Origin of the sequence: Zoogloea sp. (genome assembly GCF_041911615.1) — a bacterium.
GTDB lineage: Bacteria > Pseudomonadota > Gammaproteobacteria > Burkholderiales > Rhodocyclaceae > Zoogloea.
Map to the genome: position 1 here is coordinate 39,169 of NZ_JAYROR010000056.1, position 13,580 is coordinate 52,748.

Annotated in this window: 13 protein-coding genes and 1 pseudogene; 4 read left to right on the top strand and 10 right to left on the bottom strand. The window is 68.8% G+C overall.

Features of this window, described 5'->3' with window-relative positions; genetic code table 11:
* Positions 1–7: 7 nt before the first annotated feature.
* The 6 genes from ACE3P2_RS06630 to ACE3P2_RS06655 all read right to left on the bottom strand — a co-directional run bounded on the left by ACE3P2_RS06630 (position 8) and on the right by ACE3P2_RS06655 (position 7,213).
* Positions 8–1,060 carry a DctP family TRAP transporter solute-binding subunit gene (locus ACE3P2_RS06630; RefSeq protein ID WP_374262442.1) on the bottom strand — a complete coding sequence of 351 codons (1,053 nt, stop codon included), beginning with the start codon at positions 1,058–1,060 and terminating at the stop codon, positions 8–10.
* A gap of 86 nt (positions 1,061–1,146) precedes the next feature.
* On the bottom strand, positions 1,147–3,852 hold the full coding sequence (locus tag ACE3P2_RS06635) for a DEAD/DEAH box helicase (protein WP_374262445.1): 2,706 nt from the start codon (positions 3,850–3,852) through the stop codon (positions 1,147–1,149).
* Positions 3,849–4,061: a hypothetical protein gene (locus tag ACE3P2_RS06640; RefSeq protein ID WP_374262448.1), complete on the bottom strand. Its 213-nt coding sequence runs from the start codon at positions 4,059–4,061 to the stop codon at positions 3,849–3,851. Before ACE3P2_RS06640 ends, ACE3P2_RS06635 begins: the two co-directional genes overlap by 4 nt.
* Before the next feature lie 61 nt (positions 4,062–4,122).
* Positions 4,123–5,718 (bottom strand): site-specific DNA-methyltransferase, encoded by a 1,596-nt coding sequence (locus tag ACE3P2_RS06645; protein ID WP_374262451.1) that lies wholly within the window; start codon positions 5,716–5,718, stop codon positions 4,123–4,125.
* A 449-nt stretch (positions 5,719–6,167) separates the two neighbouring features.
* Positions 6,168–6,635, bottom strand: coding sequence for a hypothetical protein (locus ACE3P2_RS06650; protein ID WP_374262453.1), 468 nt, complete (start codon positions 6,633–6,635; stop codon positions 6,168–6,170).
* A gap of 125 nt (positions 6,636–6,760) precedes the next feature.
* Positions 6,761–7,213 carry an NUDIX domain-containing protein gene (locus tag ACE3P2_RS06655; RefSeq protein WP_374262455.1) on the bottom strand — a complete coding sequence of 151 codons (453 nt, stop codon included), beginning with the start codon at positions 7,211–7,213 and terminating at the stop codon, positions 6,761–6,763.
* A 175-nt stretch (positions 7,214–7,388) separates the two neighbouring features.
* Here ACE3P2_RS06655 and ACE3P2_RS06660 point away from each other — a divergent pair, with 175 nt between their 5' ends.
* Positions 7,389–8,213, top strand: coding sequence for a nuclear transport factor 2 family protein (locus ACE3P2_RS06660; RefSeq protein WP_374262458.1), 825 nt, complete (start codon positions 7,389–7,391; stop codon positions 8,211–8,213).
* Between the two features lie 127 nt (positions 8,214–8,340).
* Here the strand turns inward: ACE3P2_RS06660 and ACE3P2_RS06665 are convergent, their stop codons facing one another.
* From ACE3P2_RS06665 to ACE3P2_RS06680, 4 genes are read right to left on the bottom strand one after another with little or no spacing between them, the layout of a single operon-like run.
* On the bottom strand, positions 8,341–9,051 hold the full coding sequence (locus ACE3P2_RS06665; protein WP_374262460.1) for an ABC transporter ATP-binding protein: 711 nt from the start codon (positions 9,049–9,051) through the stop codon (positions 8,341–8,343).
* Positions 9,048–10,274, bottom strand: a complete 1,227-nt coding sequence (locus tag ACE3P2_RS06670; protein ID WP_374262463.1) for an ABC transporter permease — start codon at positions 10,272–10,274, stop codon at positions 9,048–9,050. Before ACE3P2_RS06670 ends, ACE3P2_RS06665 begins: the two co-directional genes overlap by 4 nt.
* Positions 10,275–10,284: 10 nt before the next feature.
* A complete protein-coding gene (locus ACE3P2_RS06675) occupies positions 10,285–11,451 on the bottom strand; it encodes an efflux RND transporter periplasmic adaptor subunit (protein ID WP_374262466.1) in 1,167 nt (388 codons plus the stop codon).
* Positions 11,448–11,855 (bottom strand): TlpA disulfide reductase family protein, encoded by a 408-nt coding sequence (locus ACE3P2_RS06680; RefSeq protein ID WP_374262468.1) that lies wholly within the window; start codon positions 11,853–11,855, stop codon positions 11,448–11,450. Before ACE3P2_RS06680 ends, ACE3P2_RS06675 begins: the two co-directional genes overlap by 4 nt.
* Positions 11,856–12,002: 147 nt before the next feature.
* Here ACE3P2_RS06680 and ACE3P2_RS06685 point away from each other — a divergent pair, with 147 nt between their 5' ends.
* The 3 genes and pseudogenes from ACE3P2_RS06685 to ACE3P2_RS06695 form a co-directional block, all read left to right on the top strand.
* Complete coding sequence (locus ACE3P2_RS06685; protein ID WP_374262470.1) at positions 12,003–12,665, top strand: DUF4197 domain-containing protein; 663 nt, start codon at positions 12,003–12,005, stop codon at positions 12,663–12,665.
* An 8-nt stretch (positions 12,666–12,673) separates the two neighbouring features.
* Positions 12,674–13,360 (top strand): 5-oxoprolinase subunit PxpB, encoded by a 687-nt coding sequence (gene pxpB / locus ACE3P2_RS06690; protein ID WP_374262472.1) that lies wholly within the window; start codon positions 12,674–12,676, stop codon positions 13,358–13,360.
* A pseudogene (locus tag ACE3P2_RS06695) lies at positions 13,357–13,580 on the top strand (allophanate hydrolase subunit 2 family protein); the annotation flags it as partial. The gene pxpB and the pseudogene ACE3P2_RS06695, both read left to right, overlap by 4 nt.

Below are 13,580 nucleotides of genomic sequence, written 5' to 3' on the forward strand. Positions count from 1 at the left end.
ACGGGGATCAGCGCTTGGCGGCGATGGCCGCTTCGGCCTTCTTCACCAGATCGGCGCCGATCTGCCGGGCCCACTTGTCGTACACCGGCCGGGTGGCCTGCACGAAGGCGGCGCGCTGCTCGGCGGTGAGGCGGGTGACGGTGACGCCGGACGCCTCGATCTGCTTGAGCACCGCCGTGTCGTTGCCGGCGATGCCCTTCCTGGCCTTGTCCACGTTCTCGCGGCCGGCCTGCAGCGCGGCCTGGCGCACCGCCTCGCGGTCGGCCGGGGTCCAGCTGTTCCAGACGTTCTTGTTGACCACGAAGATCAGCGGATCGGCCACGTAGTGCCACAGGGTCAGGTGCTTCTGGCCGACGGTGGGCAGCTTGGCCGCCACGAACACCGACAGCGGGTTCTCCTGCCCGTCGACGGCGCCCGAGGCCAGCGCCGGCTGGGCGTCGGCCCAGCTCATCTGGGTGGGGTTGGCGCCCAGCGCGGTGAAGGTCTCGTTGTAGAGCGGCGAGCCCACCACGCGCAGCTTGAGGCCCTTCAGGTCGGCCGGCGCGGCCACCGCGCGCTTCGAGTTGGACAGCTCGCGAAAACCGTTCTCGCCCCACGCCAGCGGGATCACGTCGCGCTTTTCGAGCACCGCGAACAGCTCCTTGCCCACCTCGCCTTGCGTGAGCGCGTCCATCGCCTTGTAATCGGGCATCAGGAAGGGCAGGGAGAACAGGTTGAGCTCCTTGATCTGCGGCGACCAGTTGATGGTGGAGCCGATCGACAGGTCGATCACCCCCTGGCGGATCGCGGTGAATTCGCGGGTCTGGTCGCCGCCCACCAGCGAGTTGCCCGAATACAGCTTGATGTTGATGCGGCCCTGGGTCTTCTCCTTCACCAGCTCGATCCAGCGCTCGCCCGCCTGCCCCCACGGAAACGCCGTGCCCAGCGTGGTGGACAGCCGGTACTCGGCCCGATACCCCGCCGGCACCTCGGCCTGCGCGGCCCCGCTCGCCAGCACGCCGAACGCCCCGGCGACAAGACAGGCCACAAAACTGCGACGGGCAAAGCGATTGCGTTGCATCGATGACTCCTCGGTGAAGGGAAAGGCGGGATTATCGGAGGCCGACGGCGCCTCGGGCAAGGCGGGCGAATCCGCCTCCGCCCTATTCAACTGCCCAAACATGCCTCAATCCAATCCCAACGCTTGTCCTTGACCATCACAAAACGGCAGCGCCCATCGGAGAGATTCGCCCACAGGCCACCGATCAGACGATCATCCTCGGCAGCATTCCAGCGGTCGCCCCCCTTGTACTCCACTGCCAGCACCGGTCCCGGGTGACCACCGATGCCCGGCAACTGGCAGAGAAAATCCGGGTAGAAGCGCCCATCTGCCTTCTGCAGGAAGAACGAACACCCTTCACGCCGCACCAGATTGCGTACCCAGAACTGGATGCGGCCCTGCTGGGCCAGCATGTCCAGCTGGCACGCACACTCAAACTCTTCCTTGCTGTCGAAATCCCCGATGCGCCCATAGAAATGCTTGCGGAAATCAAAGACACCAAAGCGGCCGTCGTAATCCCGGATTGGCGCATAGGCCTGGGTATGAAACTCGAACGCGTACTGATCGGTCACGGTCACCCGGCTGGACGCATCCGCACCAAACAAAGTCTGCTGAAACGCCTTGCCCACCGCCTTCTTACGCAGCTCGCGGATGCGCGCCTCCAGCAGATTGCGCAGCAGAAACTTCTGCAGATTGACCCGCGCCAGGGAGAACCCATCGCGACTGAGCAAATCGGCCAGCCACGCCGCCACGAAGGCCTGCTTGCTGGCGTGGGTCAGCACTGGCTCGGGCAAATTCTTGCAAAGCCATGTAGCGAGGCGTAGCGCATCCCAATGTTCAGGCTGATAGACCAGCCCCAGATCGCGCTGCAGCTCCGGCAGGAACCGCGACACGATGTGTCCACTGCCATCCACGTCGATCTCGCCACCTTCCGACACCTTCAGCCCCGCGCCCAGAACGGATAGATCATCCACCGTCGGCGCCGCATCGTAGGGAGAAAGTTCCCACGGGTATTCCAGCACCTCCGGGTCGTCGAACAGGTGCAATTCGCCCTGCACGCGCAGTGCCAGTTGCGGCACCCGGAAGCGCTCCCCCAACTCCGCCGGCGTCTGGAAAAACTCGATGGCGGTGGTGCGGCTCACCTCGGCGGCCTCCACAATGGCCTGGGCCGCCGACTCCGAACTGACCGACGTCTTCAGCACCTCCGCCTCGTCCTCGGTCAAGGGCGTGCGGATCGTCAGCGTATTGAGCTTGCCGTCCCAACTCACCTTGTCCCGCACGGCCTTAGGCACGGCCTTCAGATTAGGCTTTTCCGACATGGGCACGACCACCGGCGACACCACGACGCGTCCGCCATAGCCTTCCAGATCGAGCCGCGACTGCTCCGCCCGAGCGGCGGTCACAAAGTCGGCCACCTCGCGCCGCTCAAAGCCGGCGCCGGCCACCAGGCGGTCGCGCAGCGCACCGGCCGTCTCGGCAAAGTTGCGCGACACCACAAACGCGTAGGATTGATTCAGCGCCTTCGCCTGACGGTGGCTCGCCCCCGGCTGACGCAAGACGCGCCCCAGCAATTGCTCGACCGCCGTCGCCGACGACAGCGAAGCCATGCTCACGAGAATGTAGGCAAACGGGCAATCCCAGCCCTCGGCCAGCGCCTTCTGGGTGATGACGAACTTCACCGGGCAGGCGGGATCGGCGATGCCGAGTTTGAAGCCGTCGTCGATCTGCTCCAGCCCCTTCTCCTCGCCGGTGGCCACCACAATCTCGGCGGGCGGAATACCGTGATTGGCGATCAGTTCGTTGCGCACCCGCTCATAGTCCAGCGTCTCGACGCCGGCACGGCGCGGCTCAGACTGGATCAGCACCAGCGGTCGCAGATAGGCGACGCCCCCGCGGCACTCCTCGTCGGCCAATTGCTGCAACGCCTCCCGGCGGCCGATGGCGTCGGCCAGGCATTGTTGCCAGTTGGGCTCGGTCTCCAGCACCACCGGCAGCTTGATCATCTCTTCCGCCTTCAGCTCGGCGGCCGACACGCTGTGCAGCACGTTGCTGGGCGTGCGCTCCATGTCCGGGGTCGCGGTCAGCTCCATCACCCCGCTGGGGCGAAAGCGCGCCAGCATGTCGAAGGCCAGCTCGGTGCGGCTGTTGTGGGCCTCGTCCACCACCACAAAGGGCCGGCGCAAGCGCAGCACGTTGGCCAGCGAATACGGCACCGTGCGTTCGCCACCCTCGCCGTCACAAAGCAAGGCATCGCGCTGATCGGGCGACAGGGTGTCGAAGTGATGCATCAGCGCCCCGCTGCTCTGATACACCTTGCGGCATTCCTCCTCCTCCACCTGGAAGGCCTGCCGTGTCGCCACGATCACCGTGGTCGACGTATCCAGCGTGGCGCGGGTGACGCTCTTCGCCTCGTCCAGATCCATCACCGTGACCGGGCCGGCCTCGCGCAGGGCGAGGTGGTACGGGTGATGGCGATCTTTCAGCGCCTTGATCGTCTGCTCGCGGATCGGCTTGCTCGGCACCAGCCACAACACCACACAATGTTCGCTGCGCAGCAGATGGGTATTGACCAGCGCCACGCTCTTGGCCGCCAGCCAGGTCTTGCCGCCGCCGGTGGGCACCCGCAGGCAGAAATACGGCATGTCGGCCGGAAATACCGCCAGCGGGTTGTACGGATTACCGTGCCCCCACAACCGCTCGGTGGTGGCGGTAAAGGCGATCGACGCCGACGGCAGCTCATGGCAGGCCTTGAAGTAGGCCTCCACGCTGTCCAGCACCTGCTGCTGGTAGGTTTTGGCGGCAAACGCGGTCATGGGGCTTTACCGCAGGGCGCGGCGGGTTCCTGCACGCCCGGCGTGCCGGCATCTGGGCGGATCGTCTCGATCACGCCACGGCGGCTCACCACGATGGCGGTGCCGGTCTGGCGGGCAAGCTCCCGCGCGCGCTGGGCGGCGCGCTGCAGGGCCTGGGACGACAGGCGCAGATCGGCGTCGCGGGCCTTCTCGATGGGTTGCTTGTTCATGGCTTTTCGCTCCAGTCCAGCAGCAGCGGGGTGCTACCGGCGTTGTCGTAGCGCGTCATCCTCACAGCTCCAGGGCGTAGGGGGTCTGCTTGAAGACGATGCCTTCCCGGGCGGTGCGGCTGCCCAGGCGGTTGGCGGCAGCGTAGATCACCTTGGGGCCGGCGAAGGGCGGCAGCACGTCGAGCACCGGGCCGGTGAGCACGTTGCCGCCGGCCACCGACTTGTCCTTGAGGATGCCGTTGTACAGCAGATAGATGGCCCGCCCTTCATGCACGCCCAGCAGGGGGCTGTCGGCGCTGCCGGTGTAGCCGCTGCCGGTTTCGGCAAACCACACGAATTCGGCCAGCTGGGCAAAGCGCACATCGCTGCGGATCTGGCCGTCGGCGTCGAACAGGGGCTCGGCAGACAGGCGACAGAACTGGAAGCCCCCACCCAGGCCCGCCACCGCCTGCCCCTTGGCGTTGGTGTAGCCCCCCGCCACGCGGCGGATGCGCTGGCTGGTCACGTCCTCGGCGATCTTGCCGTCCATCTCAACCAGGATGAAGCGGCGATTGCCGCCATCCTCGGCGTTCTGCTTGAGCACGGCATGGCCGGTGGTGCCGGAACCGGCGAAGGAGTCGAGGACGAGGGAGTCTTTGTCGGTGGCGATCTGGAGAATGCGGTCGATAAGGCGGGTCGGCTTGGGGGTATCAAAGGACGAACTTTCCGAAAAAATATCGCGCATTTCATTCTTAGACGTGCGGTTGCTGCCAACATCGTGCTTGGACCAAAACGTGCGGGGAACTAAGTCACCTACCTCGGAGAGATAGCGCTTAATGCTGGGGCGCGCGTTACCTGACGGCCCCCACCAAATACGTCCCTCGCTATCCAGCTCGCGAAGTTTTTCCTCCGAAATTCGCCAGTAACGGCCAGCAGGCGGCGCGAACGTTCGTCCAGTTGGCCCCTGAATTTCAAACAGACCCTTGGAATAAGGCTTATTGGCATAAGGATCACCCGGTATCCAAGGCCCACGCGGGTCATTGTCTGGATTCTGATAAATCGCGTTTGATTCTTCGGTACGAGCTAGTTTGAACGGAACCCAATCAGGTTTCGCGGAATACACGATGATGAAGTCATGGTCAGTTGAAAACTGACGAGCCGAATTGCGAGGAGAATCCGCCTTCTCCCAGATAAGGTTCGCTACGAAGTTGCCAGCTCCAAATATCTCGTCCATCAGCAAACGCAGATAGCCTTGCTCGGCATCGTCGATGGACACAAAGATCGCCCCATCCTCCCGCAGGAACTGCTTCAGCAGCACCAGCCGCGGATACATCATGCACAGCCAGCGGTCGTGGCGGTCGAGGGTCTCGCCTTCCTTGCCCACCACCTCGCCCAGCCATTTGCGGATTTCGGGGCTGTTGACGTTGTCGTTGTACACCCAGCCTTCGTTGCCGGTGTTGTACGGAGGGTCGATGTAGATGCACTTCACCTGCCCGGCGTAGCGCGGCAGCAAGGCCTTGAGGGCATGAAGGTTGTCGCCCTGCACGATGAGGTTGCCGCTGTCACGCCCTTCCCCATCGCCGCAGGCAAACGCCGGCACCGGCTCGAGCAGGCGGAAGGGCACTTCCTTGTGGTGTTTGACGACGGCGTCCTTGCCGATCCAGTTGAGCGTGGGCATTGCGGTGATCCATTGAGTGCGGGGCGCGCTGCCGAGGGGGCCGCGCCCGGGTTCGATGCGGGCCTTCCTAGCCGGGGCCGGGAACGAGGTCGGGAATGTATCAGGTGCACAGGCCCGGCGGGGGGCGGGGACGGCAGGATCGCGATGGACGGATTGCCGTCCGCCGCGACATCCCGGCCAACCCGACGGCGTCGCCCATGCATGGGCTTCCGGCCCTCATCGATGGGTGATTTTTGCTCATGCATGGATCTCCGAGACGCATCGATGCGTGAAATTCACTCATCGATGCGTGGCCACGCCCCATCGGTGGGTGGGCGCAGCGCAGCGGTGGGTCGCGGCGGGTCATGGATGGGTGGCGCGGGGTCATGGATGGGCGACGGCTGCGCATCCATGCGCACAATCCGCCCATCGATGGGTTGCAGCGCCCCATCGATGGGCGCCGCGGCGATTTACGCGGCAGGCGTGTCCGGCGGGTTGCGGCGCCCCGAGTAGCGCGCGCTCATGCTCGCCCGCAGCCCGTCCAGGCCGGCGCTCTTGCCGCCCATCTTGAGGTAGCCGTAGCCCTCCAGGGCGGCGCTGGCGATGTCGCTGCCCAGGGCCAGCTCGGCGCTGCGGGTGCGTTCGAGCAGCTCGCGCAGGCGCAGGAAGCGCGGACGCATCAGGTCCAGGTCGGTGATGTCCTGGCGCAGCGCGGCGACGCTGAAATCGGGCGGCACCAGGCGCGGGTTGTCCTCCAGCACCACCGCCGCCTGGCGGCAGAAGGCTTCGGTCTTGTCGCCCATCTTGACGAGGCGGCGGACGGTCTCGCCGTCGAGGATGGGCAGGCGCCCGAGGTGGGCTTCGAGGGTGGCGAGGGCCTGGTCGATGGCGGCGACGGCGTCGGCGCCGAGGTCGAGGGCGATGAGGTTCTGGGACATGGGCGGAGCTCCTCCGGGTGGATTGCGGTTGTCATGGCGCGCCACGCGGCGCGCGCCGCAGTGTATATCCATTCAACCCATCTCGCATTATCCCCAAGGCATTCAAGCCCGCCGCCGGTCGCCCCTCAGCCGCGCCCCAGGGCCGCCCGCGCGCCGGCCAGCAGGCCCTTGCCGAGGAGCAGCCGTTTCATGCTGGCCCCCAGCAGCAGGCCCAGGCGCGCCTCGTCGGCCCAGGCGTAGGCGTCGATCTCGGGCAGGCGGGCGCCGCTGCGCGGCTCGTCGAAGAAGCTGGCGCAGCGGCAGTCCTGCGGGCGGATGGCGGCGCTGTCGGCGGCCACCGCGAAGAGGTGCAGGTCCTTGCCCCGGTAGTAGGGGTGGCGCCCCAGGTCGTCGACCGGCGTGGCGGCGAAGTCGAGCCCGAACTCCTCGCGCGCCTCGCGCAGCGCGCAGGCCAGCGGCGTCTCGCCGGGGTCGATGAGGCCCTTGGGCAGATCCCAGAGGGTGCTGCCGGTGGAGTGGCCGACGAGCAGTTCGCCGCGTTCGTTGATGACCAGGAGGCCGCAGGACAGCAGGAGCATGGACAGGCACAGCGGGGAAAGACAGCCCCCATTCTGGGCCCGCCCGGGGCGGCGGCGCTGTTCTTTTTTAGCCCTGCGGCCGGGCCGCCAGCGACTAGACTGAAACGGATGGCGGCGCGACCCGCGGCCGATGGATACGAATGCGCGCCGCGCCCCCTGCGCCAAGGAAACCACCATGAACGATGAAACCCTGATCCGCGCCGCCCTCGCCGCGTGGCACGCCGCCTTCTGCCGCAAGGACGCCGACGCCGTCTGCGCCCTGTACGCGCCCGACGCGGTGCTGTTCGACGCCATTCCGCCGTTCTCCGACGGCCCCGGCGGGCTGCGCGCCAAGCTCACCGGCTGCTTTCCCTACTTCCCCGACGGCTTCGCCATCGAAACCCGCGATCTCGCCGTGCACGTCGGCGGCGCGCTGGCCGCCGCCCACTGCCTGTGGCGCTTCACCGGACTGCCCCCCGGCCATCCCGCCGGACGCCACTGGCTGCGCAGCTCGACCCTGTTCCGCCAGCACGCCGGCCGCTGGCTGATCGTCCACGACCACTGTTCGGCGCCCTTCAACCCCTACACCGAAAAGGCCGTGCTCACCCTGGACGTCGACGCCGGCCTCGCGCCCGCCGGCTGCGGCGATCCGGGCGGCGCCAACCCGGTGGGCTGGTTCGAGCTCTACGTGGCCGACATGGACCGGGCCAAGGCCTTCTACGCCGCGGTGTTCGGTTTTGAATTCACCCGGCTGGAGAGTCCCATCGACCTGTGGGCGTTTCCGATGCAGCCGGGCGGCCACGGCATCTCCGGCGCGCTGGCCCGGATCGACGGCCTCGATCCCGGCGGCAGCAGCGTGCTGGTGTATTTCACCTGCGCCGACTGCGCGGTGCAGGCCGGACGCGCGGCCAGCCATGGCGGCACGGTGGTCAAGCCGAAGTTCTCCATCGGCCAGTACGGCCACATCGCCCACCTGCGCGACAGCGAGGGCAACATGATCGGCCTGCATTCGCCGGCCTGACCCCACCCGAGGCGGAACGCCAGGCGCCGCCGGTACGCCCCTTCGACGGACGTTCGCTGGGCGGTGGCCACCATGGTCGATCAGCGCTTCATCAACCTGCCGCCGGCCGCCGGCTGAACCGCGCGCCTCAGCGCGCCGGCCCGTCCTCGGCAATCCGCCCGTCCACCAGCCGCACCACCCGGTCGCAGCGGGCGGCGAGGCGGGGGTCGTGGGTGACGATCAGGCAGGCGCAGTGGGTCTGGCGGTTGAACTCGCGCAGCAGCGCGAAGATGTCGTCGGCGGTGTGGGTGTCGAGGTTGCCGGTGGGCTCGTCGGCGAGGATCAGGCGCGGCTTGAGGGCCAGCGCGCGGGCGATGGCGACGCGCTGCTGCTGGCCGCCGGAAAGCTCGGCGGGCTTCTTGCGCGCGTGGGCCTTGAGGCCGACCGCGTCGAGGAGCTGCAGCGCGGTGGCCTCGGCCTCGTCGTCGGGGCGGCCACGGGCGATGATGGTGGGCATCATCACGTTTTCCAGCGCGCTGAAGGCGGGCAGCAGGTGGTGGAACTGGAACACGAAGCCGATGCTGCGCCCGCGAAGGGCGGTGATCTCGGCCTCCGACAGGGTGGCGGTGTCGCGCCCGCCGATCGACAGGCGCCCGCCGGTGGGCCGCTCCAGCAGGCCGATGACGTTGAGGAGCGTGCTCTTGCCCGAGCCGGACGGCCCGATCAAGGCGGCGAACTCGCCCTCCATCAGGCTGAGGTCGATGCCGTGCAGCACTTCGGTCTCGACCGGCGTGCCGGCGTTGTAAACCTTGGTGAGCCCGGCCAGGGCGATGACCGGGGCGGTGACAGCGACGCTCATGCGCGGATCGCCTGCACCGGGTCCATCCGCGCGGCGCGGCGGGCCGGAATCAGCGCCGAGGCGAGGCCCACGGCGGTGGCCACGAGGGCCGCCATCACGATGAAGCGCGGCTCCAGCTCGGCCGAGAACAGCGGCGTGCCGTCGGCGTTGCGGTAGATGTGGGAGAACACCGCCAGCAGCGCAAAGGCCAGCCCGCTGCCCACCGCCGAACCGACCGCGCCCACCACCGCGCCCTGGATCAGGAACACCTGCAGGATCATCGCCCGGCTGGCGCCCATCGCACGCAGGATGCCGATCTCCTTCTGCTTCTGCACCACGCTCACCACCAGCACGCTGGCGATGCCCAGCGCCACGATGAGGATCACGAAGCTGCGGATCAGGTTGTTGGACACCGTCTGGTTGCGCAGCGCCGCCAGCAGCTGGGCGTTGGTCTGCATCCAGCTATCCACGGTGAGGCCGGTGGCGGCGCGCAGGCGGTCGGCGACGGCCTGCGCGTCGAAGATGTCGGCCACGGTGAGGTCCAGATTGGAGATGCCGCCGGGCAGGTCGAGCAGGCTCTGGGCCAGCGGCAGGGTCACGAACACCCAGCGCCGGTTGAGATCCTTGTTGCCGATGTCGAACACGCCGCCCACCACCAGCAGTTCGTCGCGGCCGTTGGGCAGCATCACCCGCAGCTTGTCCTCGAGGCCGATGCCCAGGTCCTTGGCCAGTTCAATCCCGATCACCGCCCGCGGGCCATCGACGGCGAAGCGGCCGGCGGTCATGTATTCCTCCATGCGCACGATGCGCCGGTAGCGCTCGGCATCGACGCCCATCAGCGCCACCGATTTGTTGGCCTGCCCGCGCACCGCGAAGGCCGGCCCGGTGACCACCGGCGAGACCGCGGTGACGCCGGCCATCCCCGCCGCCAGCTTGGCCACGCTCTCCCACTGGTCCACCGAGCGCAGGCGCTGGGCGCGGGGCTCGATCACCGTCGCGAAGCCGGCGTCGTCGAGGGCGCGGCGGTTGGCCTCTTCGAGCGGGCGGATCACCACGTGGGCCTGGCTGCCCAGCACCCGATCGACGATCTGGGCCTGCAGCTGGGTGATGAGCTGGGTCAGGAAAATGATGACCGCCACCCCGCCGGTGGTGCCGGCGAGGATCAGCGCGGTCTGCATCCGCCCCTCGCGCAGGAAGCGCAGGGCCACGAGCGGCGCGAAGGGCAGGCGCAACCGGAGGCTCACGCGGGGGCGCTCACTTCGTCATGCCCGGCGGCACCTGCAGGCCGCCGACCTTGGGCTTCCGGGGCGCCCGGATGCGCACCCGGTCGCCCTCGAGGGCGCCGGACGCCGGCAGGATCGCCAGATCGCCCTCGGCGAGGCCGGCGACGATTTCCACCTCGCCGATGCCGGCAAGCCCCAGCTTCACGTCGGCGCGGCTCGCCAGCCCATCGCGGGCCACCAGCACCCACGGCGCGTTGCCGTCGGCGTCGCGCACCGCCTCGGCGGGCAACACCAGGGTCGCATCCTGGTGGCCAGTCACGGTCTCGACCGAAACGGTCATGTCGGGGCGCAGGAAGGCCGGCGGCTTGCCCACGCGGAAACGGATCTCGACGGTGCCGCGCTGCGGGTCCACCGCCGGCGCGAGGTAGTACAGCGTCGCGTCGAAGGGCTGGGCGGGAAAGGCGTCGGCGACGCCACGGGCGGATTGGCCGGGCTTGAGCAGGCGCAGGTTCTTCTCGTCGACGGTGGCGTAGATGCGCGTCTCGCCGGCGTCGGCCAGTTCGAGCAGCACCTTGCCGGCCGCCGCCACGTCGCCGGGCTCGGCCTTGCGGGTGAGCACCGTGCCCGCGGACGGCGCGGTGAGGGTCAGCAGCGCGGCGCGGGCCTTCGCGTTGGCGAGCTGGGCGCGGGCGGCCTCCACCGCCGTGGCGGCGTTGGCGGCGTTGCGCAGGGCGTCGTCCACCTTGCTCTGGGCGTAAAAGCCCTGGGCGACGAGACGCCGGGCGCGCTCGGCCTCGGCCTGCGCCACCTTGAGGTTGGCCTCGGCCTGGGCGAGCTGCTGGGCCGCCACGGGCCGGCCGAGCTTCTCGACCTGGGTGAGGCGTGCCTCGGCCTCGGCCTGGGCAGCCTGGGCCTGGGTGACGAGGGCGGTGGCGTCGTCGGCGCGCAGGCGCACCAGCACCTGACCGGGCGCCACCAGGTCGCCCTCGCGCACGCTCACGTCGAGCACCGTGGCGGCGAGCGGACTGCCCACCGAGATGCGCGCCGGCGTGGCGATCCGGCCGGTGGCGACCACCGACTGGGTGAGCGGCGCCTTGCGCACCGCGACGACGTCCACCTCGCGCCCCTTGGGCCACAGGGCGACGGTGGCCAGCGCGCCGACGGCGAGCAGCGCCAGGAGGGTGCCGCGGGCCTTCACGCCGGTTCGGCCAGGAGTTTTTCGAGCAGGGCGTGGAGCTTGGGAAAATCCGGCGCGCCGAGGTATTTCTGGACGATGCGGCCCTGCTTGTCGAGCAGGAAGGTGGTGGGCGTCAGGCGAACCTCCTCGAAGCCCTTGGCGGCCGTGCCGTCGCTGTCGAGGGCCACCTTGAAGGGCAGGGCGTTCCTCGCGGCGTAATTGCGCACGTACTCGGGCGGGTCGTAGTTCATCGCCACCGCAACCGTCTCGAACCCCTTGGGCGCAAACTTGGTGTAGGTGTCGACCAGCTGCGGCATCTCGGCCACGCAGGTGGTACAGGTGGTCGCCCAGAAGTTCACCAGCACCACCTTGCCGCGCAGGGCGGAAAGCGGAGTGGTCTGGCCGTCGAGGGTCGTGAAGCGCACGTCGGGCGCCGCCGGGGCGCTGCATCCGTCAAGGAATGCAACGAGGAGCACAGGGGCCACGAGACGCGTGATAGCCTTGAGAAACATCTTTTTTAACCGCGTGTTGATTGCGAAAGGGGTGCTGCCGTGCGTGCGATTCTGAAAGCTTTGCTGCTGCTTGTCATCTGTTCCCAGGCCTGGGCGCTGGGGCTGGCCGATCTGACCGACAAGGACGCCTCCGGCGGCCTCCGGGAAGCGCTGGTCCAGGGCGCCTCCAAGGCGGTTGGACAGCTCGGCACCAGTGGCGGTTTCATGAACAACCCGAAGGTGAAGATCGGCCTGCCGGAATCCCTCGCGCCCCTCGAAGGCGGCCTGCGCGCCATGGGCCGCGGCAAGGATCTCGACGCCCTCGTCGCCACCATGAACCAGGCCGCCGAGCAGGCCGTGCCCAAGGCCAAGGTGTTGCTGGTGGACGCGGTGAAGAAGATGAGCGTCGACGACGCCAAGAAGATCCTCTCCGGCGGCGACGATTCGGCCACCCAGTATTTCCGCGAGAAGACCGCCGCCCAGCTGACCGAATCCTTCCTGCCCACGGTGCGCGAGACCACCGGCAAGCTGGCGCTGGCCGAGCAGTACAACAAGCTCGCCGGCAAGGCCAGCGCCTTCGGCCTGGGCAAGGGCGACGACCTGAAGATCGAGAACTACGTGACCCGCAAGGCCCTGGACGGCCTCTACCTGATGATCGCCGAGGAAGAAAAGGCGATCCGCAAGGACCCGGTGGGCGCCGCCGGCAGCCTGGCCAAGAAGGCCTTCGGCGCGCTGGGCCAGTAAGCCGCGCGATGCACGGAGCCGCGCCCGTCCGCCTGCTGCCGCTGGGCGACGCGGCGCTGACCGTCGAGTTCGGCAACGCCATCGACCCGGCGATCCACGCCCGCGTGCTGGGCTTCGCCGACGCCCTGCCGGCCCTGGCCGAGCGCCATCCGGGCATCGTCGAGTGGGTGCCGACCTTCCGTTCGGTCACGATCCACTTCGACCCGGACACCGTGGACCCGCCCCGGCTCGAAGCCGATCTGCGGGCGCTGGCCGCCGCCGGCCACGCCGCCCGCACCCGCGGCACCCGGTGGACGCTGCCGGTGTGCTTCGATCCCGACTGCGCGCCCGACCTCGACGACGTGGCCGCCGCCCGCGGCCTGACCCGCGAGGCGGTGATCGCGCTGCTGTGCGCCACCGAGTTCCCGGTTTACATGCTCGGCTTCCTGCCTGGCTTTCCCTACCTCGGCGGGCTGCCGGCGGCGCTCGAGATGCCGCGCCTCGCCACCCCGCGGGTGGCGGTGCCGGCCGGCTCGGTCGCCATCGCCGGGCGCATGGCGGCCATCTACCCGTGGGCCAGCCCGGGCGGCTGGCGCCTCGTCGGGCGCACCGGCACCCGCCTGTTCGACCCCGCCAACGCCGACCGTCCAGCCTTGCTCGCTCCCGGCGACCGCGTGTGCTGGCGTGACGCCGGGCGGGACGCGCTGGCCCCATGAGCCCCCACCTGCGCATCGAATCCCCCGGTCTCGGCGTGTCGATCCAGGATCGCGGGCGCCTCGGCCATCGACGCATCGGCGTGCCGCGCTCGGGCGCCCTCGACCCGCTGCGGCTGGCCGCCGCCAATGGCCTCGCGGGCAACCCGGCCGACGCCGCGGCCCTCGAGATCACCCTCGCCGGGCCGCTGCTGCAAGCCGTCGGCGGGCCGATCCGGGTGGC